General features: G+C 45.2%; 23 protein-coding genes. 4 read left to right on the top strand and 19 right to left on the bottom strand.

Annotated features, from left to right (window positions below; translation table 11 throughout):
• Nucleotides 1-17: 17 nt before the first annotated feature.
• Nucleotides 18-1,175: an ABC transporter permease gene (locus KXD37_RS00565; RefSeq protein WP_254517835.1), complete on the bottom strand. Its 1,158-nt coding sequence runs from the start codon at nucleotides 1,173-1,175 to the stop codon at nucleotides 18-20.
• Nucleotides 1,172-1,882 (bottom strand): ABC transporter ATP-binding protein, encoded by a 711-nt coding sequence (locus tag KXD37_RS00560; protein ID WP_024122538.1) that lies wholly within the window; start codon nucleotides 1,880-1,882, stop codon nucleotides 1,172-1,174. The genes KXD37_RS00565 and KXD37_RS00560 overlap by 4 nt, the downstream gene beginning before the upstream one ends.
• Nucleotides 1,883-2,169: 287 nt before the next feature.
• On the opposite strand from KXD37_RS00560, the gene KXD37_RS00555 reads away from it, so the two are divergent.
• A complete protein-coding gene (locus KXD37_RS00555) occupies nucleotides 2,170-2,391 on the top strand; it encodes a DeoR family transcriptional regulator (protein WP_003152337.1) in 222 nt (73 codons plus the stop codon).
• A 125-nt stretch (nucleotides 2,392-2,516) separates the two neighbouring features.
• Here the strand turns inward: KXD37_RS00555 and KXD37_RS00550 are convergent, their stop codons facing one another.
• Nucleotides 2,517-3,236, bottom strand: coding sequence for a pseudouridine synthase (locus KXD37_RS00550; protein ID WP_024122539.1), 720 nt, complete (start codon nucleotides 3,234-3,236; stop codon nucleotides 2,517-2,519).
• 65 nt (nucleotides 3,237-3,301) lie between these two features.
• A complete protein-coding gene (gene murJ, locus KXD37_RS00545; protein ID WP_024122540.1) occupies nucleotides 3,302-4,939 on the bottom strand; it encodes a lipid II flippase MurJ in 1,638 nt (545 codons plus the stop codon).
• Nucleotides 4,940-5,143: 204 nt separating this feature from the next.
• Between murJ and KXD37_RS00540 the strand changes: the two genes are divergently transcribed.
• Together KXD37_RS00540 and KXD37_RS00535 are read left to right on the top strand one after the other, a co-directional pair.
• Nucleotides 5,144-6,406 (top strand): NAD(P)/FAD-dependent oxidoreductase, encoded by a 1,263-nt coding sequence (locus tag KXD37_RS00540; RefSeq protein ID WP_188323225.1) that lies wholly within the window; start codon nucleotides 5,144-5,146, stop codon nucleotides 6,404-6,406.
• A gap of 193 nt (nucleotides 6,407-6,599) precedes the next feature.
• On the top strand, nucleotides 6,600-8,132 hold the full coding sequence (locus KXD37_RS00535; RefSeq protein ID WP_024122541.1) for a BCCT family transporter: 1,533 nt from the start codon (nucleotides 6,600-6,602) through the stop codon (nucleotides 8,130-8,132).
• A 43-nt stretch (nucleotides 8,133-8,175) separates the two neighbouring features.
• On the opposite strand, the gene KXD37_RS00530 is transcribed toward KXD37_RS00535, so the two are convergent.
• From KXD37_RS00530 to rmgP, 6 genes are all read right to left on the bottom strand, one after another.
• Nucleotides 8,176-8,358, bottom strand: coding sequence for a sporulation protein Cse60 (locus tag KXD37_RS00530; protein WP_003325003.1), 183 nt, complete (start codon nucleotides 8,356-8,358; stop codon nucleotides 8,176-8,178).
• Between the two features lie 64 nt (nucleotides 8,359-8,422).
• The gene (locus KXD37_RS00525) at nucleotides 8,423-9,091 is read right to left on the bottom strand and encodes a YesL family protein (RefSeq protein WP_255004732.1); all 669 of its coding nucleotides are present in this window, start codon (nucleotides 9,089-9,091) and stop codon (nucleotides 8,423-8,425) included.
• Nucleotides 9,092-9,112: 21 nt separating this feature from the next.
• Nucleotides 9,113-10,402, bottom strand: coding sequence for a Gfo/Idh/MocA family protein (locus tag KXD37_RS00520; RefSeq protein ID WP_188323226.1), 1,290 nt, complete (start codon nucleotides 10,400-10,402; stop codon nucleotides 9,113-9,115).
• Between the two features lie 12 nt (nucleotides 10,403-10,414).
• Nucleotides 10,415-10,918: a lipoprotein YteS gene (locus tag KXD37_RS00515; RefSeq protein WP_188323227.1), complete on the bottom strand. Its 504-nt coding sequence runs from the start codon at nucleotides 10,916-10,918 to the stop codon at nucleotides 10,415-10,417.
• Nucleotides 10,915-12,036, bottom strand: coding sequence for a glycoside hydrolase family 88 protein (locus KXD37_RS00510; protein WP_142396191.1), 1,122 nt, complete (start codon nucleotides 12,034-12,036; stop codon nucleotides 10,915-10,917). Before KXD37_RS00510 ends, KXD37_RS00515 begins: the two co-directional genes overlap by 4 nt.
• Nucleotides 12,037-12,043: 7 nt before the next feature.
• Complete coding sequence (gene rmgP / locus KXD37_RS00505; RefSeq protein ID WP_024122546.1) at nucleotides 12,044-13,009, bottom strand: polygalacturonan/rhamnogalacturonan ABC transporter permease; 966 nt, start codon at nucleotides 13,007-13,009, stop codon at nucleotides 12,044-12,046.
• Nucleotides 13,010-13,216: 207 nt separating this feature from the next.
• Between rmgP and KXD37_RS00500 the strand changes: the two genes are divergently transcribed.
• A complete protein-coding gene (locus KXD37_RS00500) occupies nucleotides 13,217-15,532 on the top strand; it encodes a helix-turn-helix domain-containing protein (protein WP_106020285.1) in 2,316 nt (771 codons plus the stop codon).
• A gap of 39 nt (nucleotides 15,533-15,571) precedes the next feature.
• Here the strand turns inward: KXD37_RS00500 and KXD37_RS00495 are convergent, their stop codons facing one another.
• The 9 genes from KXD37_RS00495 to bioW form a co-directional block, all read right to left on the bottom strand.
• Entirely contained in the window at nucleotides 15,572-17,062 is a 1,491-nt protein-coding gene (locus KXD37_RS00495; RefSeq protein WP_024122547.1) for an extracellular solute-binding protein, read from the bottom strand.
• A 23-nt stretch (nucleotides 17,063-17,085) separates the two neighbouring features.
• Nucleotides 17,086-17,946 carry a carbohydrate ABC transporter permease gene (locus KXD37_RS00490; RefSeq protein ID WP_081638357.1) on the bottom strand — a complete coding sequence of 287 codons (861 nt, stop codon included), beginning with the start codon at nucleotides 17,944-17,946 and terminating at the stop codon, nucleotides 17,086-17,088.
• 205 nt (nucleotides 17,947-18,151) lie between these two features.
• Complete coding sequence (locus KXD37_RS00485; protein WP_101863524.1) at nucleotides 18,152-18,922, bottom strand: NAD-dependent epimerase/dehydratase family protein; 771 nt, start codon at nucleotides 18,920-18,922, stop codon at nucleotides 18,152-18,154.
• Between the two features lie 85 nt (nucleotides 18,923-19,007).
• Nucleotides 19,008-20,192, bottom strand: a complete 1,185-nt coding sequence (locus KXD37_RS00480) for a cytochrome P450 (RefSeq protein ID WP_127696630.1) — start codon at nucleotides 20,190-20,192, stop codon at nucleotides 19,008-19,010.
• 89 nt (nucleotides 20,193-20,281) lie between these two features.
• Nucleotides 20,282-21,289 carry a biotin synthase BioB gene (gene bioB / locus KXD37_RS00475; RefSeq protein ID WP_106020286.1) on the bottom strand — a complete coding sequence of 336 codons (1,008 nt, stop codon included), beginning with the start codon at nucleotides 21,287-21,289 and terminating at the stop codon, nucleotides 20,282-20,284.
• A 2-nt stretch (nucleotides 21,290-21,291) separates the two neighbouring features.
• Nucleotides 21,292-21,987, bottom strand: coding sequence for a dethiobiotin synthase (bioD, locus tag KXD37_RS00470; RefSeq protein WP_106020287.1), 696 nt, complete (start codon nucleotides 21,985-21,987; stop codon nucleotides 21,292-21,294).
• The gene (gene bioF / locus KXD37_RS00465) at nucleotides 21,984-23,156 is read right to left on the bottom strand and encodes an 8-amino-7-oxononanoate synthase (protein WP_024122552.1); all 1,173 of its coding nucleotides are present in this window, start codon (nucleotides 23,154-23,156) and stop codon (nucleotides 21,984-21,986) included. The genes bioD and bioF overlap by 4 nt, the downstream gene beginning before the upstream one ends.
• Nucleotides 23,146-24,492, bottom strand: coding sequence for an adenosylmethionine--8-amino-7-oxononanoate transaminase (gene bioA / locus KXD37_RS00460; RefSeq protein ID WP_106020289.1), 1,347 nt, complete (start codon nucleotides 24,490-24,492; stop codon nucleotides 23,146-23,148). The genes bioF and bioA overlap by 11 nt, the downstream gene beginning before the upstream one ends.
• On the bottom strand, nucleotides 24,464-25,258 hold the full coding sequence (gene bioW / locus KXD37_RS00455) for a 6-carboxyhexanoate--CoA ligase (protein ID WP_263463055.1): 795 nt from the start codon (nucleotides 25,256-25,258) through the stop codon (nucleotides 24,464-24,466). Before bioW ends, bioA begins: the two co-directional genes overlap by 29 nt.
• Nucleotides 25,259-25,315 lie beyond the last annotated feature (57 nt).

The raw sequence follows: 25,315 nt of genomic DNA, 5'->3' as shown, positions 1-25,315 counted from the left end.
GGCATCCGTTTGGGTTTTTATTTCACCAAAAAAGAGATAGCAGCCGCCAAAAAGCAGCAGGCAACACAAGCATAGTGCAGCGTGTTCACACAGCTTTTTCTGGCCCGGTAATATTCATCACTTTCCTTATCAGCCCCAGTTAAGATCGGCGCATCCATCACTTTGTCAAAAATAAGCGAAAGCACATAACGGCAAACACCTGTATAAACCAGCAGCGCAATCACCTTAAGAAAGATCGGGGAAACGACTGTTAAAACCGTAAAAGCCGACAAAAGCATATACAAGTGCCTCGCATACTCCCCATTCCTCAGCATGACTTTAAAAAACAATTCTTTATAAATTGTATACATTGTCCGTTTCTTAAATATCCTTTTTGAATTCCGGAATAATAGTGGTTTTCTCCTCATCCTGTCCTTTACTCTCGGCATTCTCACATCTTGGCTCGTCATCATTACAAGACCTGCAAGAGTGAGCCTGATTTTTTTCTCCTCAAGCACCTCTGCCTCAAAAGCCGAAAATGAAGCCGTCTTTTTCAAACTGCGTATGAAAGCAAAAATAAAAAACAAAACACCGGCAAGCGAGAGCAAGTGCCACTCAGTAAAGGTAATCATGAGAAAAGAACACGCCAAAAGCACAGCCTTGAGAAAAAAGTCTGCAACCTGTCTCCAAATAGATCTTGGTTTTCTGACCCTGTCCTGCTTCAAGGATAAAAAGAGCGTATGAAGACCGAATGCATAGATCAATAGAGCAGCGCTTTCTGGAATCGTGACGCGAACAGAATCAATGATAAAGGGAAGAAAAAGAAAAAAGAGCAACAGCCATTTGGCGAACGTGAACAATAAAGAATACACCAATGCGTATTGTTTCATCTGGCGAATGATCGCTTTCTTTTGCAGCAAAAACACCTGGTCCGCTTCCAGTAAAAAAGTATGGATGGAGCCTGTGCAAACAATCAGTATACCGACAGCGTATAACCATCTCCATTCGACTCTCTCAGACCACTCGTAAAGAAGGCCGTTTCCATTCGTCCACTCCACATACTGATAAATCACAAAAGCAAGCGCCGGCAGGACAATGTAGAGCGCAACCGTCCAATCAATGACAGCATGCAGCACCTTAAACTGATATCGGTAAAAATCCAGCCACCTTCGAAAAAAGAGAGAGCGCCCGTTCATGCCTTTCCTCCTTGAATCGCCGTATAAAAACAGTCAAGCAATGACTGCCCGTCTAACCCTGTCTGCTCTTGAATATCTTTTAACGTTCCCTGAAGAAACAAAGAACCTTTATCAATCATGTAAAACCGGTCGCAGATTTTTTCCGCGGTATCAAGTACGTGTGTGCACATGAGAATGCCGGCTCCTCTATCTTTCTCAGCCTTCAGCATGTCCACAAAGCGTTTTGTCGATATCGGGTCAAGGCCGATAAACGGTTCATCAATCACATACATATCAGGCTTAGAAAGAAAGGCCTGAATCAGCATCAGCTTTTGCTGCATGCCCTTCGAAAACGTCACCGGCAGCTCATGCATGACATGATCAAGCGAAAATGTTTCAAGAAGACTTTGGGCACGGTATTCGAATTCACTCTGACCAATGCCGTGCAAAGTGCTGATCAGGTCGAGATGCTCCCACAGCGTTAATTCCTCATAAAAGGACGGGTGCTCCGGAATATAAGCAAACGAGCAATCATTCCAAGCGATAGTCCCTTTAAAGTCTTGCGAGAGGCCGAGTATCGCCTTGATGGCAGTACTTTTTCCAGCGCCGTTCGCTCCAATCAACCCGACAAGCTCCCCTTCTCTGACTTCCAATAAAACATCGGTGAGCACTTTTTTTCGGCTTGTATACCCTGCTTGCTCTATCGATGCTTCCAACAACATTCTCAATCTCACTCACCCCCCAAATCACATACGAATTAGAATAAAAAAAGTTTCTTTATCCATAATAATATTGTGGTGAAATACATAGTAATCCAACAAGGATGGCGGCCAAACTCAAATTGGAAAAAATTTATCATACTTATTCCTAGATTCACCGCTGCGAAATCGTGTATAATGAAGGCGAATTATTTAAATATTACAGATGTCTGCCTTAGTTGCTATTTCGTACGCAGTTGATAGTCGTGAGTTGTGGTTAGTCAAGTCCATCCGATCTTATGATAGGGAGTGGTTTTTTGAAACCTTCAACAAACCGTATGCTAACTCGAATCAAATCAGTTTACATGTTTATTCAAGAGAAAGGCCTTGTGACAACACAGGAACTGGTTGACGAATTCGGCATTACACCTAGAACGATTCAAAGAGACTTAAATGTGTTAGCATATAATGATCTTGTTCATAGTCCAAGCCGTGGCAAATGGGAGACAACGAGAAAGAAAGTAAAGATTACCTCATAACATTAAAAATTACATAGGGCCGCCCTGTGAGCGGCCTGATAGATACAGGGCGAGGAACGTTCTTAGCCTTGTTTTTGTGTGCTTATATATAATAAAAAATCCCGCATGTGTGATGCGGGATTTTTTCATGCTTGCGGCTCGTTCAGCCATTCAAGTTCTTCTTCTGTAAGCTCACGGTATTCTCCCGGCTCCAAAGCAGGATCCAAGGATACGCGTCCCATTGAGAGCCGCTTCAGATAAATGACTTCATTGCCGACAGCATTTGCCATCTGTTTGACTTGATGATATTTCCCTTCTGTTATCGTCAGGTATATCACGGTATGCCCTTTATCGTTTGCCTTTATTTCTGCTTGTGCCGGCTTTGTTTTGTAGCCGCCTTCAATAAATACCCCAGTCTCTAAGCTGTTGATGTCTTCTGGCGAAATTTGCGACTTTAAGTGGACCTCATACGTTTTCGGAACATGCTTTTTCGGCGATAGCAGCCGGTGAGCGAGCTGACCGTCATTTGTCAGCAGCAGAAATCCTTCTGTATCCTTATCAAGCCGGCCGGCAGGAAACGGCTCGAATCTAAGTTCATCCGGCGTCAGCAAATCGACCACTGTCTTTTGCCGGCTGTCCTCAGTCGCTGACAGCACGCCCTGCGGTTTATTCATCATGATATAAATAAACTCGCGGTAATCAATCGGCTCGCCATAAACGGTCACCTCCTGCGCATCAGGGTCCACGTGCGCCTTGACATCTTTTGCCGGCTTTCCGTCGACCATGACGGCTCCCGCTTTCACAATCGATTTAACCTCTTTTCTCGAACCATACCCGCTGTTGGCAAGCAGCTTATCTAGTCTCATGCCAATCTCTCCTTCCTATAAAAGAAAGCCCGCATCAAGCGAGCCCTCTGTTTCAACATATTCTGTTAATCAGCAGCATGTCTGCCTTTCTTTAAGAACCCCGGTAAACGGCGGCCGAATATTTTCTGTAAAAACCCTAAACGATAAGCGCAATACAGGTAGACAGCTCCGCCGACCACAGCGGCAATCAGCACGACGATCGCAGCATGCAGCTGGCCATCCTCGTAGGAGATGAAAAAGCTTAACACCCACTGGACGATTTTAACGGCTATCGCCATCACTGCTGACAAGAGCAGCATCAGAACGCCCCGTTTCACTAATATTTTATACGAATAGCCGGCATGCCGTTTGATCATGATAAATCCGTATATAAGTGAAGCAGTATACCCGAGTGCCGTAGCTAAAATAGCGCCATCAGCCTGCATCAGCTTAATCAGCGGGACATTCAGCACAAGTTTGATCACGACACCGATCACAAGACTGGCAACCGCAAATTTTTGCTTATTGATGCCCTGCAATATGGCGGCGTTGACAGTAAACAAAGAGAACAAGATCGCAACTGGCGAATACCAAAACAGGATGTCTTTCCCCAATTCAGGATGAAGGCTCTCTGATCCGTAAAAGAACGTGTACACAGGGCCTGCTAATACCGATATACCGACAACAGCCGGAATAATTAAAAACAGGATCGTCTGCATCGACTGGTTGATCTGCTGATTTAACAGCTTGTAGTTTCTGCTTGTAAACGATTCTGTGATCGTCGGAATTAAGGTCAGTCCGAATGCCGTCGCAAGAGAAACCGGGATCATCACGAGCTTCTGCACGTAAAGTGTCAGAATGGCCATCATATCCTGACTGATAGCTTGATGCCCCGCTTCAATCATGGCTTTGTTAAACGTATTTGTATCAATATAGTTATACAAAGGGATAGCTAGTCCGACAAACACGTAGGGAGCAGCATAGCTGAAGAGCTCGAAAAACATTTTCTTGTAGCTTAAATCTGCTGTCGGCCCCGTATTAGGCATCATCGCCAGCAGATTGCCTTTTCGTTTGTTCCAATAAATATACAATACGATCAGCCCGCCGAAGGCACCGATCAGAGCTGCAAAGGTTGCATAACCGACAGCGATCACAAGGCCGCCGTTTAAGACTTTCAAAATCAAGAAGGTCGCACTCAATAAAAAGATGATGCGGACAATCTGCTCAACAACTTGAGAGACAGCCGTCGGCCCCATCATTTGGTGACCTTGGAAAAATCCGCGCACAAGACTCATAATCGGCACGACTAAAAGCGCTAAGCTGACCATGCGGATGACATATACGACATGATCAATCGTCAAACCGTTATTATCTTTGCCCCCAAGCGATATTTCCGCAAAAAACGGAGCAGATAAATATAGTATGAAAAAGGCAATCATTCCCGTTACAAGCATAACCGACATGCCCGCCTTCAGCATTTTTCTGCTTGTTTCATAATCCCCTTTGGAATTATATTTGGAAACAAATTTAGAAACGGCGGCTGGAAAGCCCATTGTGGCAATGTTCAAAAATAAAGTGTATTGATTGTATCCGTATTGAAATAACGCACCGCCTGTCGCTCCGACCATGATGCTGAAAGGAATTAAATAAACCATTCCCAGTATCCGTGAAATATATGTACCGAGCGTTAACACAAACGTGCCTCTTAACAGTTTGCTTGACATGTTTCTTCATCACCATTTTCTACGAAGATTCAACTTTTCTATTTTAACACAACTGGGCATATAGACGGTAATAAATACAAAAGCAATCTCAGGAACAATGCAAGTTTGCGGCAAAATACGTTTAAGCAGAACCTGTCTTTCGCTATAATAGTACTGCGGACAGCGTTCCGCACACGAAATGTAAAAAGAAAGTTGATGATAAAGATGAAGCAGTATGACGTAATTGTAATCGGCGGAGGCCCTTCAGGTCTGATGGCTGCCATTGCAGCCGGAGAACAGGGTGCTGATGTTTTGTTAATAGATAAAGGAAATAAGTTAGGCCGTAAACTTGCCATATCCGGAGGCGGCCGCTGCAATGTGACAAACCGCCTTCCTGTCGAAGAAATTATTAAGCACATCCCCGGCAACGGCCGTTTTTTATACAGTGCGTTTTCTGAATTTAATAATGAAGATATTATCAAGTTTTTTGAAAATCTCGGGATCAAATTGAAGGAAGAGGATCACGGCCGGATGTTTCCAGTGACAGACAAAGCGCAAAGTGTTGTCGACGCCCTGTTAAACAGGCTGAAACAGCTGCGTGTGACGATCAGAACGAACGAAAAAATCAAATCTGTTACATATGAAGATGGACATACGGCAGGCATTGTGACGAATAATGGCGAAATGATTCATAGTCAGGCAGTCATTATCGCGGTTGGCGGAAAAAGCGTTCCCCATACCGGCAGCACGGGTGATGGCTATGAATGGGCCGAAGCCGCAGGCCACACAATAACAGAGCTGTTCCCGACAGAGGTGCCCGTCACATCTGGCGAGCCGTTTATTAAGAAAAAAACACTGCAGGGTTTATCGCTCAGAGGTGTCGCCGTCAGTGTATTAAACAAAAAAGGCAAAGCCATTATCACACATAAGATGGACATGCTGTTTACTCATTTCGGCCTCTCAGGCCCCGCCATACTCAGGTGCAGCCAGTTTATCGTGAAAGAGCTGAAAAAACAGCCGGAAGTGCCCGTCAGAATTGATTTGTTTCCGGATATCAATGAAGAAACGCTATTCCAAAAGATGTACAAGGAGCTGAAAGACGCGCCGAAAAAAGCGTTAAAAAATGTGCTGAAGCCTTGGATGCAGGAGCGCTACCTTCTTTTCCTGCTCGAAAAAAACGGCATTTCACCGAACGTATCATGTTCTGAGCTGCCGAAGGAGCCTTTCAGACAATTTGTCAAAGACTGCAAGCAATTTACCGTTCTCGCAAACGGCACACTGTCTCTAGACAAAGCGTTTGTCACAGGAGGCGGTGTATCGGTGAAGGAGATTGACCCGAAAAAGATGGCGTCTAAAAAAATGGACGGCCTGTATTTTTGCGGCGAAATCTTAGATATCCACGGTTATACAGGCGGATACAATATCACATCTGCGCTCGTCACAGGCAGACTCGCCGGACTGAATGCCGGACGCTTTTCCCGTACGTAAACCTTAGACTTTTCAAACTCTTACAGCATGCCGGGTATTTGAAAATTTCCCGCAAAAATGTTAGGGTGAGATTTGTTTTGTTTCACCTGATTGCGGGGTAATTTACAGGAAGGAATGATCTGCCATCGTACGACCATACTAAGCCTGCGAGGAAGATATAGGCGTACACAAAAAAGTCAGAGGGTGAGAATGTTTGAAGAATATATCTAGTGTATTTTGGATTGTGATTGTCATCACAGCCGCAGCCGTTTTGTGGGGCGTTATTTCTCCTGACAGCCTGCAAAACGTGTCTCAATCGGCACAATCGTTTATAACAGATTCATTTGGTTGGTATTATCTATTAGTTGTCTCTTTGTTTGTCGGGTTCTGTCTCTTTTTAATTGTCAGCCCGATTGGAAAAATTAAACTGGGGAAACCGGATGAAAAACCGGAATTCGGGTTATTATCTTGGTTTGCCATGCTGTTCAGTGCAGGCATGGGAATCGGCTTAGTATTCTATGGTGCGGCTGAACCGATCAGCCATTACGCAATTAGCTCTCCATCAGGTGAAACAGAAACCCCCCAAGCCTTCAGAGATGCGCTCCGGTACACGTTTTTCCACTGGGGACTGCACGCTTGGGCCATTTATGCCGTCGTGGCATTATGTATCGCATATTTTCAATTCCGCAAAGACGCGCCTGGATTAATCAGCAGCACACTGACTCCGATTCTCGGCGATAAAGTAAACGGCCCGATCGGTAAACTGATTGACTGTATCGCTGTTTTCGCTACAGTTGTCGGCGTTGCAACGAGTCTGGGGATCGGCGCAACTCAAATTAACGGCGGATTGAATTACCTATTCGGAATTCCGAATCATTTTATCGTTCAATTGATTTTGATTGTTATTGTAACAGTGCTCTTTTTACTATCGGCTTGGAGCGGACTCGGAAAAGGCATTAAGTATTTAAGCAACACCAATATGGTACTAGCCGGATTGCTGATGCTGTTTATGCTGGTTGTCGGACCTACCGTTTTGATCATGAACTCACTTACAGATTCAATTGGGCAGTATATTCAAAACATTGTTCAAATGAGCTTCAGACTGGCGCCGAACGATCCAGGCAAACGTGAATGGATCAACGGCTGGACGATTTTCTATTGGGCATGGTGGATTTCCTGGTCTCCATTTGTCGGCATTTTCATCGCTCGTGTATCCCGAGGCCGGACAATCCGTGAATTTTTGATCGGCGTCCTGGTGGCACCATGTATTTTGGCTTTCCTATGGTTCTCCATTTTCGGTGTTTCCGCAATGGACCTTCAGCAAAAAGGTATCTTTAATGTGGCGAAGCAGTCTTCCGAAACGATGCTGTTCGGAACACTGGATCACTATCCGCTGACGATGATCACGTCTATCCTGGCATTGATCCTGATCGCCGTGTTCTTTATTACATCAGCTGATTCAGCGACATTTGTCCTTGGTATGCAGACGACATACGGTTCATTAAACCCGGCTAACTCAGTCAAACTCAGCTGGGGCATCATTCAGTCTGCTATGGCAGCTGCGCTCTTGTATTCCGGCGGACTTGCCGCTTTGCAAAACACAGCGATTCTGGCGGCACTGCCGTTTTCAATTGTTATCCTGCTCATGATTGCTGCCCTTTATAAAGCATTGGCAAGAGAACGAAAAGAAATTAGAGCAGCAGAGAAATTCCAGAAACCAAGAAGCCCAAGAGTGAAAAAGGCTTAACCATAAAAAAAGATCTTTCCGCAGTCCGCGGGAAGATCTTTTTTTATTTTCGATATAAAATGAGTGCGGAAAAACAGTAGAGCTGCTCGCCTTCAGGGTCACATGCCGCTGAAACCGTATATTTGATATCAACCAGCTGCTCTTCCGATATTCCTTTTAAAAATGAATTGATCTCCGTTTGCAAATCTTTTTCATGCTCTTCATCAAACACTGCCACCTTCAGCATTTATCCGCTCTCCTTTCTCTATCAATCTATTCCGTTTGGAATCAATATATGATAGAGAAAATGTTTACCTCGTCTCCGGATAAAAAGCTTCTGGTGCAGGATGTTTCTTTGCCGGTTCATGGTCCTGCTGCTCCAGCTTCACCAGAACGGCATAAGCGATCCTCATGTGGCAGTAGCTGATGAGACTGACGCTGAAAAAAGGGACAATTCCCGGCAGATAAGCCAGCAGGAAGAAGAGCGCGACCGTCAGCGCAAGCATGACGAGGGTATATTGTAAGTACGCCACACTCAGCAAGAGGGAAAACTTAAAATACAGGCGCTTTTTCCAATCAAAGTGGACGAGCAGCGGAAACACATAAAAAAGCATTGATACAAACAGAAAGCCAAATATCATAATAGCAAAGCGCAGGATATGCAATAAAAAGTGGCTTGGGTAAATAAAGGCCAAATCGATATAAATGATCAAACCGATTAACACCAGTACAGCACCGATCAGATTGGAACGGAGAAATTCAGCTTTGTATTCCCGCCAAAATGTCGGCAGCACCGGAACGTGATCCTGACCCTGAATCCATTTTCGCATAACAGCGAATAAAGCGGCAGTCGCGGGCATGACACCGAACACTCCGAGACCGAGGATTGTAAAAAGCAGCCAAAGCAAATTGGTATACGCAAACCTCATGATCCACTCGCAAAAACGCAGCACCCGTGCCATTGATCCGTCATGTTCCACGAAAGCCCCTCCTCTTCGCTTTTATACATTTTGCATATGAAAAAGCTGTTTAATATCAATTGGTTTCTTTTCAACAACGGAGCGCCATATTCCCTCACCGACCGCGATAGAATAGGCTCCGGCTTCGGCTCCGGCCAAAATGTCATACTGGCGCAGGGGATCTTTGCCTATAAATAGATCAGCAAGCAAAAGCGGATCACCTCCGCCGTGTCCTCCCTCGTTTTTGACGACTTGAATGGTTTGCTTCGATTCAAAAAGCGGATAATACTCAATCGTCTGCTCTGGAAAAGCAAACGGAATTCTGGAAGGCTCATGGAATTCATTTGATTCAATGCGTCCTTTTGTGCCGTTTATCGTAAGGCGGTAGCCTTCGTACGGAGCGGAAAATGTGATCGAGTAGCTTAAAAGCGCACCGCCGTCATATTTGACAGCCGCCACATACGTATCCTCAATATCGATCTCCTCGTCAAAAATGCACGCGTCAGGGCGATATGCGGTATATAAGCTTGACTGGTCTGCATCCGCCTTGAGATGATCATCCTTTACAGAAGCTTTAGAGGCACGGGGGTGCCATCTCGCATAGTAATGGCATTTCTCTTTGACCCGGCATGTGCCGCAAAAACGCCCGTCTTCTTCCGGCAGCGGATTCCACTCACTGTCCGGCCCGTAGTAATTCAACTCGCCGTAAGCAAATACCTCCGCCGGGTTTTGGCCGAGCCACCAATTCACCAGATCGAAATGATGTGTGGATTTATGGACAGAAAGGCCGCCGGAAAATTGCCTGGATCGGTTCCAGCGTTTAAAATAGCTGGCGCCGTGATAGGTATCAATATACCAATTCAAATCAACAGACGTGACCCTTCCTATTTTTCCCTCTAAAATCATTTCTTTGATTTTCCGATGATACGGGCTGTAGCGGTAATTAAACGCGACAGTAACCTTCCCTTTGCTTTTCGCTTCTGCCTCAAGCACCCGCTTTGCATCCTGCACCGTCGTCACCATCGGTTTTTCCGTTATGACATCCGTATCCCACTGAAGGCTTCTCAATATATAGGTAACATGGGTGTCATCCCTTCCCGTCACAATCACAATGTCTGGCTTCGAAACGCTCATCATATTATCAAAATCTTCTTCTTTATACTCCGGTACTTGTGCAAGCTCCGGAAATGCCTCTTTGCAGACGGCGAATCGTTTCGGATCGGCATCCAGCAATCCCGTAATTTCATAAATGGATGAAAACTGTTTGAGCAGCGGTTTGATAAACATGCTGAGGGCTCTGCTGCTTAATCCGCAAATGACGATGCTTTTCAATGGTCCCCACCCCTATCGGACTTCTGTTAATTGGGAAATCAGCTGCAGCGCTTCCTCTGTTTTTTCGGAGTATACAGGGATAAACGCCGCCATATTTCGATTCAGCCGAAAAGAATAGCCGTTCAGCTGTTTTTCCCCTTTCTCAATCAGAACGGCATAGACTGTTTTTTCTCCCGTTTTTTGATTTACGGCTGTATAGGGCGATGAATGTTTCAGTGACAATCCGTCTAACGGCTGAAAATTTTCCGGATCATCGTATGCTGCAAACAAGTCTTCAGGCACGATAAAGACGTCACCCTCGCGAGCCGTAATTTCAGTCAGCAGCTTTTCCGGCAAAGCGGGAAAAATTTCTGCCCTGCCTGCCTTCTTTTCAGCGGCCTCTTTTATGTTATCCTGTACGCCTGCCTGCATATCTGAAAACAGGATGACATGAATGCCGTCCGGTCTGCTTGAGCACGAAGCCAAAAACAGCAACGAGACGATCACACATATAGCCGCACATAGAGATCTTTTCATTTTTCGTCTGACCCGAGAAGCGCTTCCAATTCTGTCATCGCCAAAATAAACGCTCCCGCCCCGTGAAGGTCGTTTGTGCTCCGTTCCCGGCTGACATAATAATCATAAAATCCTGCCGACGTTCCGACACATATGTCTTTGACGAGAAACGCGCCGTCTTTTGTTGTTTCAGTTTTATGCTGAATCAGCCCTTGATACGCTTTTAACAAAGACGTTTTATAGGATCTGTCGAGATATCCTTTATTGATTCCTTTAGCGATGGCATACATATACAGGCTCGATCCCGAGCTTTCCAGCCAGTTGTCAGATCTGTCGCCCTTGTCAACGATCTGATACCATAATCCTGTTTCCTTGTCTTGGTAGCGGCAGATGCTTTCGAGCATGTCCTGAAGTGTTTTTTTCCAGACATGACGGGTTGGGTGCTTCTCAGGCAGCTCTTCAATCATGTCTGCGAGTGACATGACGTACCAGCCGATTGAACGCGCCCAAAACTCCGGAGAGCAGCCTGTCTCTTGACTGGCCCAAGGCATTTTTTTCGCTTCATCCCACGCATGATAGAAGAGTCCGGTCTTTGGATCCTTCGTATGCTTTCTCATCAGGCCTTCCTGAAGCACAACCATGTCAAACAGCTCCGGCTCGTGCTTCAAATTGGCATATTTCAGTGCAAACGGCCCGCCCATATATAAACCGTCAAGCCACATTTGATATGGATAGCCGTCCTTATGCCAGAACCCCTGCTCTGACGTTCGGTTCAGCGTTCCGTATAAGCCCCGCAGCCTTGTTGCCGCTTTTACATAGCGTTCATCCTTCGTCTTTTCGTATAAAGGAAAAAGAATAAGGCCCGCCTGAATCGCGTCGAGTTCGTCTCTTTTAAATAATAGATTGCCGTAATCATCAATTAGGAGATCCGCATAAGATTTCGCATAATCAAAGTACCGTTTCTGTCCGGTTGCTTCCCAAAGACGCAAAACCCCGCATAAGAAAACGCCCTGATGATAGTGCCAGCGGTTTGCAGGCGGCAGCTCTTCAACTGTATACGTGTTCATAATCGTTTCTGCCAATGCCTCCGCATACGTAAGAGGCGACTTTACAGCGATTGATTGATCCATTGATACCATCCCTTTCTTAATAGATTCCTTCCTCGCCAAATTTCTTCGCCAAACGATTCGCAAGCATGACCAAAATCAGCCCGACCGCCGCTTTAAATACGCCGACCGCTGTACTGTAGCTGAATTGGCCCTGTTTCAGCCCTGCAGTATAAACGTACGTATCAAAAATTTCCGCGACTTCCCTGTTTGTGGCGTTTAACAGCAAATATACATGCTCAAAGCCAAGCTCCAGCGTGTCCCCAATTTTTAAAATCAGCAAAACGACGATGACGCTTTTGATAGCCGGCAGCGTAATATGCCACATTTGCCGCAGCCGTCCCGCTCCGTCCATTTTCGCCGCTTCATAAAGCTGAGGATCAACCGCCGTCATTGCGGCCAGGTAGATGATCGTTGACCAGCCCGCTTCTCTCCAGATGACCTGCAGAATATACAGCGGACGGAACCATTCTTCATTCAGCAGAAAATTGATTTTTTCACCGCCAAAAAACGTAATCAGTTCATTAATCAGGCCCCCGTCTACTGTCAAAAGCACAAATGACAGCGATACAACAATGACCCAGGACATAAAGTGCGGAATATAAATCAGCGTCTGAACGAATTTTTTAAAGAGTGCAATCCGCACTTCGTTTAGAAGAAGCGCTAATAAAATCGGCACCGGAAAAAAAATGGCCAGATTCAAGGCAAAGAGCACGAGCGTATTTTTTAACAGGACAAAAAATGTAGGCTCTGTAAACAGCCTGATAAAATGCTTCAGCCCGACCCACTCGCTGCCCCAAATGCCGAGAAACGGCTGATAATCCTGAAACGCAATCACGATTCCCCACATTGGAACATATTTAAAAAGCAAAAAATAAATACATCCCGGCAAAATCATAAAGTACAAAAACTTTTGCTGCAGCAGCTTATTTAGTAAGCGCTTTCTTTTTTCTTTTTTAAACATGACTGCGTCTACAGCCGGCGCTTGCGCTTCTGCTGTTTTCATCTTTTTCAAAGCCTCCTTTCACGGGTTCTTGTTTTCACTGTAGCGCAGCGTGCAAAAGTCCGTCTACAATCATATGATCACATTCTGCCTGAGCCCTTTGTCATCAAGGGTTTTGCCTCTCTATCTGAAAAAAAGACACCGATATTAGAAAATGATTATTGACAATATCTATCAATCTTTGGATTAATTGTATTAAGGTGTTATGAAATGGGGGGTTTTATGAAAAGAAGCCAATACAAGTTTTATTACAAACTCATCACGTTTTTTTGTTTACTCAGCACCATTCCCGTCATTTTGGTCGGTTTGTTTTCGTACGAGCACTCTCAGAAAACGGCCATCTCCAACGTTTCGGAGGAAAAACTCGACACACTCCAGCAGACCCAGCTAAGCATCGAGCACATCCTAAAAACCGTCGATCATTCTTTAACCCACTATGTGAGTTCGCCGCCTCTCCTCCGCACACTGTCCGAGCCTTTGCACTCTGACCAATTTCAAATCTATGACCAAGTGAACCAAGAGCTCAACTATTTGCAAAGCTTTGATACCGATTTGTCCAACATGACGCTTGTCAGCTATATGAAAAACTGGTACATGAACAATTCCGGTTTGTACCGCATGAATACGGACTCCCTTCATGAAGCAGCCGAGGCGTATTCGAAAAACAAAGCGAGCCGGTCCTATTGGACGCTGGAAAAAAACAACCGTTTGATCTCCACAAAGGAAGGCGCTTCAGAAAGCTGCCGGTATAATATCAATTTGATTAAGCAGCTCCCGCTGAACAGCACAAACACGAAGGGACTGGCAGCCGCAAGCATCCCAAGCTGTTCACTCGTTAAAAATATGCCTGATTATTCAAGCGCAAACAGCGTGTTTATCATTGATGAAAAAGGCCGTATCATCCTTCACAACAACATGTCTGATATAGGCGATTCTCTTCAAAACGACGATTTTGTCAAAAAAATGCTGGCGCAAAGCTCCAAAAGCGGCCAGTTTGAAACAGCCATTGACCGCATTCATTATAAAGTGACCTATCAAAAATCAGACTATAACACGTGGACTTATTTTTCTCTCGTTTCCCTGCCCGAACTAAAAAAAGAAGCCAAGTCGATCGGCTGGATCACCTTTACGGTATGTTTCATTTTGTTAGCGCTTTCATTGTTATTCTCTTGGCTGGGCTCCCGTCATTTTTATAAGCCGATCCGGCTGCTTTATGAATCGTTTGCGCGGCACGGAGCCTTTCCAGAAAAACAGCCTCATCAAAACGAGTTTGAATTAATCGAGCAAAGCTTCAAGCAGCTCAAAAACAGAAATGACGATCTTGAAGAAACAATGAGGCAGCAGGCCACTCATCTTCAGCAATATTTTATGGTCAGACTTATGCTTGGAAAACTGACGGATGAGGAGGTCAATAACCGCTTTGAAAGCCTCGGCTTAAAACAAAATTGGCGTCACCTCGCCCTGCTGGTGCTCCAAATTGACACGCTGAATCAGACACCGTATGAGAAAAAAGATATGGATCTGCTGTTGTTTGCCGTCAACAGCCTGATTGAGCGGAACATCCCCGCGGAAAAACACCTCGCACCAGCGGTAGTCGATAAACAGCAGGCAACCATATTGATGAATGAAAGCGGGACAAAAGAGGCATTTATGGCCGAGCTGAATGATATCGCCCGGATGATTCAGGATACAGTTGAAGCTGAGCTGCACCTGTCTGTCAGCATCGGCGTCAGCCAGCCGTTTGATGCATTAGCAATGGCGAAAAACGCTTATGCGGAAGGCTTAGAAGCGTTAAAATACCGGCTGAAAGCAGAAAACAAATCGATAATCTTTTATGAAGACCTGGATCAGAAAAAAACGTTCAAAACCCATTTTCCGAAGCAGCTTCAGCATGAGCTGTTCGATGCTGTAAAAGCCGGTGACAAGGAGAAAGCAGACAAATGCCTGCACGCGATTTTACAGTCGATTTTTACACACAACACCAACCCGTACCAATTTCAGATCGCAATCGCCCGTTTTCTGAATCATGTCATTGAACTGATGCATGTACTCGGAATTGAACTATTTGAGCTTGAAGAAAACAAAATGCTGTATGACCAAATTTTTGAGCTGAAGACATTCGAGGATACTGAAAACTGGCTGAAGCAAGAATTCATTGATCCGATGACAGACAAAGTAAATGCCCGGGCCGATGCACAGTACAAGAATATTTCCGACAACATAATCCATATCATCCACCATGAGTTTGAATCCGATTTAACGCTGGACGAAATTGCCCGCAGGCTGCATTACAACCCAAACTACTTAAGCAGTATTTTCAAAAAAGAAATGGGCATTTCATTCAGCGAGTATGTCTCGAATTACCGCCACCATATGGCAAAAAGCTGGCTGGCTGAATCCGACATGGCGGTGAAAGACATAGCTGAAAAGCTCAAATACAAAAACTCGCAAAACTTTATCAGATCCTTTAAAAAGCTGGAAGGCATCACACCGGGCAACTACCGCCAGCAAAAAAGAAGCATATAAAAACCCAAAACCGCTAGTGCGTTTTGGGTTTTTTCAATATTACTTTGTTTTTTTAAACGCTTCCTCGTATTCCTGAATAATCTGCTTTCCTCCGCTTGTTTCCCATTTTTCAACTTCTTTATCAAACTGGCTTTCTGTAATTTCTCCGATCATATATTTATAGGTGGCATCGTCTATCATTTTTTTCAGTTCATCTCCGCGCTCAGACTCCGCGGCGGAATACAAGCTCTCTGCCGGATTGGAGACGATGATGTTTTCATTGTCTTCCGTCAGCTCCTCGTACGCTGTCCGTAGCGGATCACCGGTGTTTTTTAAGTAGGCTTTATCAATGGCGATTAAGGCGGACAGCGGCTGAATATCAGTCTGCCAATCTTTTACCTGGCTTTCTTTTCTTGTGAATGTTTTGCCTTTTCCTTTATTGTAATGAACCCCGTCAATGCCGTATGTCATCAGGCTGTAGACGTCCTCTTCGGCTATTCGGTCAAAGAACGCCAAGATCCGTTTCAGCTCGGCTTCTGATTTCACACTCGTTTTCGGAAAAGCAAATACACCGTTATGCCCTCCTGACGCCCATACACGCTCTTTTCCGTCAGGGCCTTTTATGCGGTTGATGATCTCCAGCTCCATTGATTTATCGGAAGCATTGTCACGCAAATTGACAGCATCCACCATATTCCCGATATAAATGCCGGCTTTTCCTTGAGAAAACAGCTCCTGCTGCTGGGTTTTGCTTGTGACCGGAAAGTCTTTATTCATGTAGCCGTTATCACGCAGTTTTTTCATGTAATCCATTGTGTCTTTGTATTCTTTCGTCATGAAATCAGGCGTAAATGTGCCATTTGATTCCTTCCAGTCTGTCGGCATGCCTTCATATGAGCCAAGCGTCTTAAAAGCGCCGTAAATCAGATCATTTCGGTCAGTCAATCCGAATGTATCATCTTTTCCATCCTTGTCCGGGTCGTTCTCTGTAAACGCTTTGGCAACTTCATAAAGATCATCCAGCGTTTCCGGCGTTTTCAAATTCAAATTGTCCAGCCAGTCCTTCCGAATGACGATGCCTTGTCTCGAGAGGGGACGCTCTCTGTATATCCCGTAAAGCTTGCCATCGATTGTGACATTTTTATTAATGAGTTTATTCATCTTGTTTAAATTCGGATAATCTTTGATATAATCGCCGATTTCCCAGAACATTCCCGATCTGAAGGCATTCATGACAGACGAATTTTTAATGTCTTGAATCGTCACGATTTGCGGAAGATTGCCGGCTGCAAGCGCCGCATTCAGTCTGTCTTCTTTCACCGCATCAGGAACCCACGTGATGTCCAATTCTGTATTTGTCAGCTTCTCAATTTCTTTGATCGCCCTGTCTTTCGGCGGCTGCTGGTGATACAAAATCGCCATCATAGACAGCTTTACCTTTGAATCCGAGTCCGCCTTGCCTGATGATTGATCAGCTCCTTTACAGCCCGCCAGCACTCCTCCGAGAGCAAATACAAGCACAATCAGAAGCACCCTCCATTTGTTTCCCATCATATCCCTCCGTTTCATATTCTTTATCCTTTGACAGACCCCAGCAAAGCCCCTTTTGCAAAATGCTTTTGAATAAATGGATAGACCAGCAGAACCGGAATGGTCGCTACGACTATTACTGCCATTTTGATCGTTTGCTCAGGCGGCGGGCTGCCCGAGCCCATTTCCGACATATCCCCTTGTACCCCGCTTGATACAATAACGATTTGGCGCAAAAGCACCTGAATCGGCCACTTAGCTGAATCATTTAAGTACAAGATCGCCGTCATATACGTATTCCAGTACGTCACCGCATAAAACAGTGAAATCGTTGCGATCGCTGGAAGAGACAGCGGCAGCACAATTTTGAAGAAAATCCCCAAGTCATTGCAGCCGTCAATTTTTGCGGACTCTTCCAGGCTCGCCGGGATGTTTTGAAAGAAGTTTTTCAGAATGATCAAGTTAAAGGCATTAATCGCTGTCGGCAAAATAAGGGCCCAGTAAGAATCGAGCAATCCAAGCGATTTGACCACAAGGAAAGTCGGAATCATTCCGCCGCTGAAGAGCATCGTAAATACGACGAGAAACATGAGCGGCTGCCGCCCAATTAAGTCGCGGCGGGATAAACCGTAAGCCATCAATGAAGAAAGAAACATGCTGACCGCCGTGCCTACAACTGTCACAAACACAGAAACGAGCAAGCTTTTATAAATGATATCTGTCGAAAAAATGTAACGATAGGCATCGAGCGAAAAAGTGGTCGGTATTAAGATGAATTTTTTCGAAACCACTTCCTCTACTGTGGCAAAGGATGCCGCAATGACATGAATAAACGGAAGTACGCATATTAAAGCGAACATCAGCAAAAATCCGTAAATCAAAATATCAAACAGGCGATTTTTCAGTGAATGTGCGATCGTTCCCACCTCCCTTTGTAAGCGTTATCATTTTTAATAAACGAGCTGCAGCATGTGACGATATCGTGTCTAAAATGTAGCAAATATGCGATTGCCATGTCTATAATCATTTGAACACTGTCCCTTGCCCGGCGGCATCGGAACTGGCTTGAAACCGATCATAAAAGAAAAAGAGCATAATCTTAGAAAATGATTATGCTCTGTTATTGCCGTTCTCTTCCTCTTTCAGAAGCTCAGCGGTATTAATTTGAGGCGCAAACCCAAGCTCCTGAACCGCGGATTCTATCGACCACGGCTTGCCGGGATTGTCAGAGACGGCGTAATAAGTGCCGTAACGGATATTCGTTTCAATGGCTGCTTTAAAAATCGACAGCAAGTCCGGGTGGGAAAGAAGCGTTTTTTTCGTCCGGTCGTTCTCATGCAGTGTATCCATTTCATCTGTGACGACCGTTCCGATTCGAAGGTTGATGACAGAGAGCTTATTTTCCAGATAAAACAGGTGGCCGATATGTTCCGAGGTCAGCTTTAGGACGCCATATAGATTTTTTGACAGCGGATAATCGTCGGTTGTGATTTCCCGCCCTAAGAGCGAACGCCCGTCTTTTTCGTACACATCTGTCACATGATTGCTGCTGGCGAAAACAACCTTTGGGATGCCGAGCTCTGCTGCCGCGCGGCACAAATAGTAGCTTGCTCTATAAAAAATATCCGTCATTTTTTCAAATTCAGCTGTGTCCATGACATCGTATTTGATTTTGACAGCGAGTAAGTTCACGATCACGTCTGTATCTCTCGGAATCTTTTTCAATAGATCCTCATAGTTTGACGCGTCTGCCTGAATAGCGGGTGCTAAGCCTTCGTAGCGGTCTTTATCCAGCACCGTCACCTCGTACTCAGACATAAGCCCTTTAGCCAATATTCTCCCAATCACACCATTTCCGCCGGCGATCAGCACTTTTCTCATATGTTCACTCCCCTTTTTTATAGATTGCCCATTTTCGCCGGGGATGACACGTTTTCAGCATTCACATGGCTTCCTTTAGCCTTCATTAAAAAATAACCGGCAGCTCCATAAGCGCTCTAAAACCAATTAGCTTCCGGTATCGCACTTCAGAAACAGCGAGCTGCAGGCCGGGCATGCGCTGCAGAAGAGTGTTGATTGCAATTTGTGCTTCTAGCCGTGCCAGCGAGGAACCTATACAAATATGGTGGCCCTGTCCGAATGAAAGATGGGGATTAGGGCTTCTGGTGATATCGAACTCATTGGCATGCGCGAATACTTTTGGGTCTCGATTGGCAGCCCCCAGCAGAATATAGACATGCTCCCCTTGTCGAATCGTTACGCCATTCATTTCAATATCTTCTGACGCAACACGGGCTGTCATTTGTGTGGGGCTTTCATAGCGTAAACATTCCTCAACTGCGGTATGAATCAGGGCTGGGTTTTCTTTGAGCTGCAAAAGCTGTTCTCGATGCTGCAGCAGACAAAGAATTGAGTTGCTGATGAGATTTACTGTTGTTTCATGTCCTGCGATCGCCAGCAATATACATGTTGATGCCACTTCCTCCTCCGTCAGCTTACCAGCCTGTCCTTCCTTCAGCAGCATGCTGATCACGTCATGCTGCGGTTTTTGTTTCCGTTTTTGAATGAGCTCTCTAAAATACCCCCTCATCCTTACAGTGATCTGATTGCCATCTGTTAACACCTTTCTTGATCGGGTAAAATCAATCGTTTGAACAAGGCTTGACGCCCACTCTTTAAATTGATCCCTTCCTTCTGCCGGCACACCTATGATCTTAGCTATAATGCTGCTTGCCAAAGGAAAAGCAAGGTTAGAAATCAGCTCCATCTTTTTTTCCCCTTGCACTTGATCAAGCAACTGATGGACAGTTTCATTTATAAATGGGCGATAGCCCTCTGTCATTCTCGGAGTAAATACCCCGCTGACCGGCATACGCAGGCGCCTATGATCAGGCTGATTCTGAAACAGCATCATCTGCTTCTGGACATGATTCAAATCCTTATATTTTATGGAGGTCTCAGGCAGCGGGACACGTGTTCTGAATCTGGTATCTTTCAGAATTGCTGCCGCTTCCTCATATCCCGTGACATACCAGCCTGGATACTTCAAAACATTCCCTTTATATAAAGGGTGTGCAGAACGTAATGTATCGTAAAAAGGATAAGGGTTTTTAAAAAACGCAGAAGGTGTAAGTGAAATTGGAATTGTCATATGCTCCCTCTCATGATTCTGACATCATCATTTTGACTCCATAAAAATAAAAGCAATCGACATGACACCGATTGCTTCTATTCTTGCTTTCAGCTATTTGCACTTAAACTGGCTTTCATCTCTTCGACCGATTCTACTTCAAATCCTAAATCACTCAGCATTTTATGATCCTCCGTCTCCTCCTGTCCGGAAGTCGTTAAATAATCTCCGACAAAGATGGAGTTGGCGGCATACAGCCCCAATGGCTGCAATGAGCGGAGATTGACCTCTCTTCCACCAGAAATGCGGATTTCTTTTGACGGATTGATATAACGGAACAGCGCCAGCACTTTTAAGCAATACAGCGGGTTTAATTCATTTACGCCTTCTAATGGTGTGCCGTCAATTGCATGCAAAAAATTCACCGGAATGGAATCAGCGTCAAGGGCCTTCAAGCTTTGTGCGATATCGATGACATCCCGTTTCGTTTCCTTCATCCCGATAATGGCGCCTGAACATGGAGACATGCCGGAGGTTTTTGCAATCTCAACCGTATTGACCCTGTCCTCGTACGTATGTGACGTGGTAATATTTGAATGATTTCTCTGTGATGTATTGACATTATGATTATAGCGGTCTACTCCGGCTTCTTTCAGCCGTTTCGCCTGCTCCGGCTTTAGCAATCCGAGACACGCACAAACTTTCAGTCCATACGTATCTTTTATTTCCTGTACCGCTTCTACGACCTGATCCACTTCTCTGTTGGACGGCCCCCTGCCGCTTGCCACGATACAATATGTACCTATGTTCAAATCATGCGCCCGCTTTGCGCCTTCCAGAAGGGTTTTCTTATTCACCATCCGGTAACTCTCAATCGGCGCTTTCGAAATGGCAGACTGGGAACAATAGCCGCAATTTTCCGGACAGAGCCCTGATTTTGCATTCATAATCATATTGAGCTTTACTTTTTTTCCATAAAACCGTTTTCTGATGTGAAAAGCTCCATGCATCAAAAGCAAGATGTCTTCATCTGGACAGTTTAATATCGAAAGCGCCTCTTCGTTGGTCACCTCTGCTCCGCCCAGCACCCGGTCTGCAAGTTCCATCCATTGATTCATTTTCATGCCCCCACTCGATTGATCAGTAATGATAAATCTATATGGTCCTTCACCATATTCTGTATCGTTTCTTTTGTTGTGTTTATCAGCTTTGGCGTCACTCCTAATAGCGGCACACCGCATAGGCTCTCAATCATTTCAGGATTGGTTTTTTCATCATGATCAGGAGAATCACTGATTCCATTGATGACGATTCCGGCGATTGGAAGGCCCATGCTTTTGGCATATTGAACAGTTAAAAAGGTGTGATTAATCGTTCCAAGATGAGGGCGGGCCACAATAATCACTGGAAGCTGTAACGCTTTTATGACATGACTGACTAAAAAATCCTCTCCTAATGGCACAGAAATCCCGCCCGCACCTTCTACGATGAAGCATCCATGTTTTTCTCTTATCCGCTCCCAATGGCGTAAGACTTCTTGCATTTTGACAGCCTTGCCCTCCAGCTTTCCTGCAACGTATGGAGCTAGCGGCTCTTTGAATGCAAAAGGCGTAATCTCTTCATGTGAAAGACTCGTTTGCGACATCTCTTTCAGCAGGCTTGTGTCACTCTCTGGATGATGAGGGGAGATCCCGCTTAAAAATGGTTTAAATACTCCGACATCCATCTTATTTTCCCGCAATAAGGCTGCAAGACCGCAGGATATCACCGTTTTCCCCACTTCTGTATCTGTTCCGGTTACAAAAAAACCTCTCATGGAATGATGTTCAGCTCCTTTCCGATTGAACGAAATGCTTCCAGCAAATGATCAATATCCCTCATACTGTGCCCAGCAGTGATGGTTAATCGGATACGGCTTTCTCCTGGCGCAACGGTCGGCGGACGAATGGCAGGGGCATAGATTCCTTTGTCCTGCAGTTTTTCAGCAAACGTGACCGTTTTTCGGGTATCGCCGATGACCACCGGAATAATCGGTGTATGATGCCCCTTCACCACATAGCCCATGTGCTTCAGATTCGTTTTGATCATCTGGATATAAGAATATAAAAGCTGTCGTTTTTCCTTGCTGGCCTCCATGATGTCTAACGCCTCATGGGCAGCTGCACAGCTTGCCGGAGGAATAGCGGTTTGAAAGATAAACGTTCTGGCATGGTTCAGCAGAAAGTCGATGAATACCGCTGAACCTGCAGCGAACCCCCCTTCCGCTCCGGCAGCTTTGCTTAACGTGCCGATGACAATGTCAGGACAAACACCGAAATGTTCACTCGTCCCTCCTCCTGATTCTCCCAAAACACCTGTTGCATGCGCATCATCAACGATCACGTAAGCATTGCAGCTTTTAGCAAGAGAGATGATCTGATCAAGAGGGGCAATCGTGCCATCCATGCTGAATACCCCGTCTGTTACGATAAAACGGCGCTGGTACCGCTGTGTTTCTTTCAGTTTTTCTTCAAGATCAGCCATTTCGATATGGCGATAAATGACCGTATCAGCCTTAGACAGGCGGCAGCCATCGATGATACTTGCATGATTTAATTGATCACTTAAAATGACGTCCCCTTTTTCAGGTAACGAAGAAAGGACACCGACATTGGCTAAATAGCCGCTTGAAAACAGTAAAGCCGCTTCTGTCCGTTTAAAGCCGGCAATCTTTTTTTCGAGTTTTTCATGCCAGGTCGAATTGCCCGTCGTTAAACGCGAGCCGGTGCTTCCTGCTCCAAATTGCTGCAGTGCTTCTTGAGCTGCAGAGATCAAGCGGTTATGGTTTGCGAGACCTAAATAATTGTTTGACGACCAGACCGTTTGATTTTTGCCATCAATCGTCACCTCCGGAATTGGAGGCCCATTCATTGTTCGCAGTGTACGGTATACGCCGGCTCCCTTCGCTTTGTCTAACCGGCGGCTTAACCAGCTGTCAATGCTCAAGGCTGGTTACCTCTTGGATCGCTTCTTTCATAATAGACACCATTGCTTCGAGCTCTTCAGCTGTGCTGGCAAGCGGAGGCAGAAATGCAATTACATCGCCGAGCGGTCTCGTCAGCATCCCGAGCTCTCTCATTTTCAAAGAAACTTTGTACCCCACTCGCCGATCAGCAGGATAAGGCCGTTTGGTTTCCTTTGACTGAACAAGCTCTGCGCCGCACATAAAGCCGAGCTGCCGAATATCCCCAACGTGAGGAAGTGCATGCAGGTCTTGAAGAAGTAAATGGAGTTTTTTACTTTTTTGCGCGACTTGTTCAACGATGTTTTCAGATTCAAATAATCTCAGGTTTTCAAGAGCAACCGCACAGCCAAGCTGATTTCCTGTATAGGAGTGACCGTGGAAAAAGGTTTTTTGTTCTTTGTAATCATCGTAGAATGCATGGTAGATGTCTTCGGTGGCAAAAGTGACAGCTATCGGCAAATAGCCTCCTGTAATGCCTTTGCCGGCAGCCATTAGATCAGGCTGAACATTTTCGTGCTCACATGCAAACATTTTCCCCGTACGCCCAAAACCAGTGGCAACTTCATCAACAATCATTAAGACATCGTAAGCTGTACAAAGCTCGCGCACACCTGCCAAGTATCCTTCCGGCATCACAATCATGCCGGATGCTCCTTGAACCATTGATTCAATCGAAAGTGCTGCAATTTCGTGATGGTGTTCCTTCAGCAGCTGTTCAAGCGCATAGAGACACTCATCACGGCTCTGCACAGGATCGCCGCTTTCAGAGCGGTATACATAAGGGATCGGAGCTTTATAACTATCAAACATTAACGGGCCATAGACGTGGTGGAACAGTTCAATTGAACCGACACTGACGGCACCGATCGTATCGCCGTGATACCCATTTTTCATTGCAATAAATTTTTGTTTCTCAGGCTTCCCGATGTTCTTCCAATATTGAAACGCCATTTTAAGAGCAATTTCCATCGCTTCTGCACCGCTGTCCGAATAAAAAACACGCGTCAGCTTCTCCGGACTGATCTCGATTAAGGTCTCGGCAAGTTCAGTCGCCGGAACGTTGGTCATGCCCAATAATGTGGAGTGAGCAATTTTGCCAAGCTGTTTTATGATGGCCTCATCTAATTCCTTTTTGCGGTGCCCGTGCACATTAAGCCAAACGGAAGAAAAGCCGTCATAATATTCCTTGCCGTTAATGTCTTTTACTTTGATTCCGTTGCCGCTTTCGATGATCAAGGGATGTTCATCATAGTCTTTCATTTGAGTAAAAGGCAGCCAAAGATGTTTTTTACTTTTTTCTATCAAATCTTGAGTCATCATCTTCCTCCCACTCTATTAAAATAGGCTGCTTCTCGAGATCATTTATGTATGTGTTTACATTTACAGAGCCGTCAGCAAAAAAGATTCGGCAGCCCTCTTCAGTCCCGTATTCTTTCATTGCTGTAATGCGCTGATAGCCCAATTTTTTACCCGCGACGTAGCCTGTTATGTAATCAGGGTCATCTGACCAGCATAATTCTGCAACGGTTGCCGGATGCTCACTCACCTTCGAAGCAAGTGCAAGGGCCTCTTTTATTCTTGAATTGGACGGCATGTTATTGCGGAACGCCCAATTTTCAAAATTGGCGTCCGGCCAATCCATTCTGGACACCCGTACACCTTTATCGTGTGTTTGATCAATTCGTTTGCCAGTGTGAATATCAAACACCACTGCTCCCCTGATACCTGACCATTCAGAAATTTGTTGATATGCTTTTTCAATCACTTTTCTTGGAACACCCGCTTTCCCCAATAAGAATCGGGCAAGACTTTGTCCCTCTTCCGGGGATTCTACTTCATTTGTCTTCATTGGTAATGGATGAATCTTCTTAACCGGCTCATGAACCTCTTCAAATTGAATTTGCATAAAATCCGGTTTTCCTCTAGAGTGAGATAACCCTTTTTCTAATAAAGCATTCACCGTACGTTTCATATTATCGAACGTGATGAGCCGTTCTCCGCCGGATATATGCTTTCCTCCATCTTCGTGAGACCCATTCATAGAAGCTCTCATTCTGACACTGTAAAATGTTTCTTCTTGCATACCTTCTCGCCCTTTCAGCTTTGATTACAGAAGAAAGTATTCTATTTGTTAACCATT

It is taken from the genome of Bacillus sp. XT-2 (assembly GCF_025696525.1).
In the GTDB taxonomy this organism is placed as follows: Bacteria; Bacillota; Bacilli; order Bacillales; family Bacillaceae; genus Bacillus; species Bacillus halotolerans.
The sequence above is the reverse complement of the archived record's forward strand: the minus strand, read 5'-3'. Positions and strand labels throughout refer to the sequence as shown.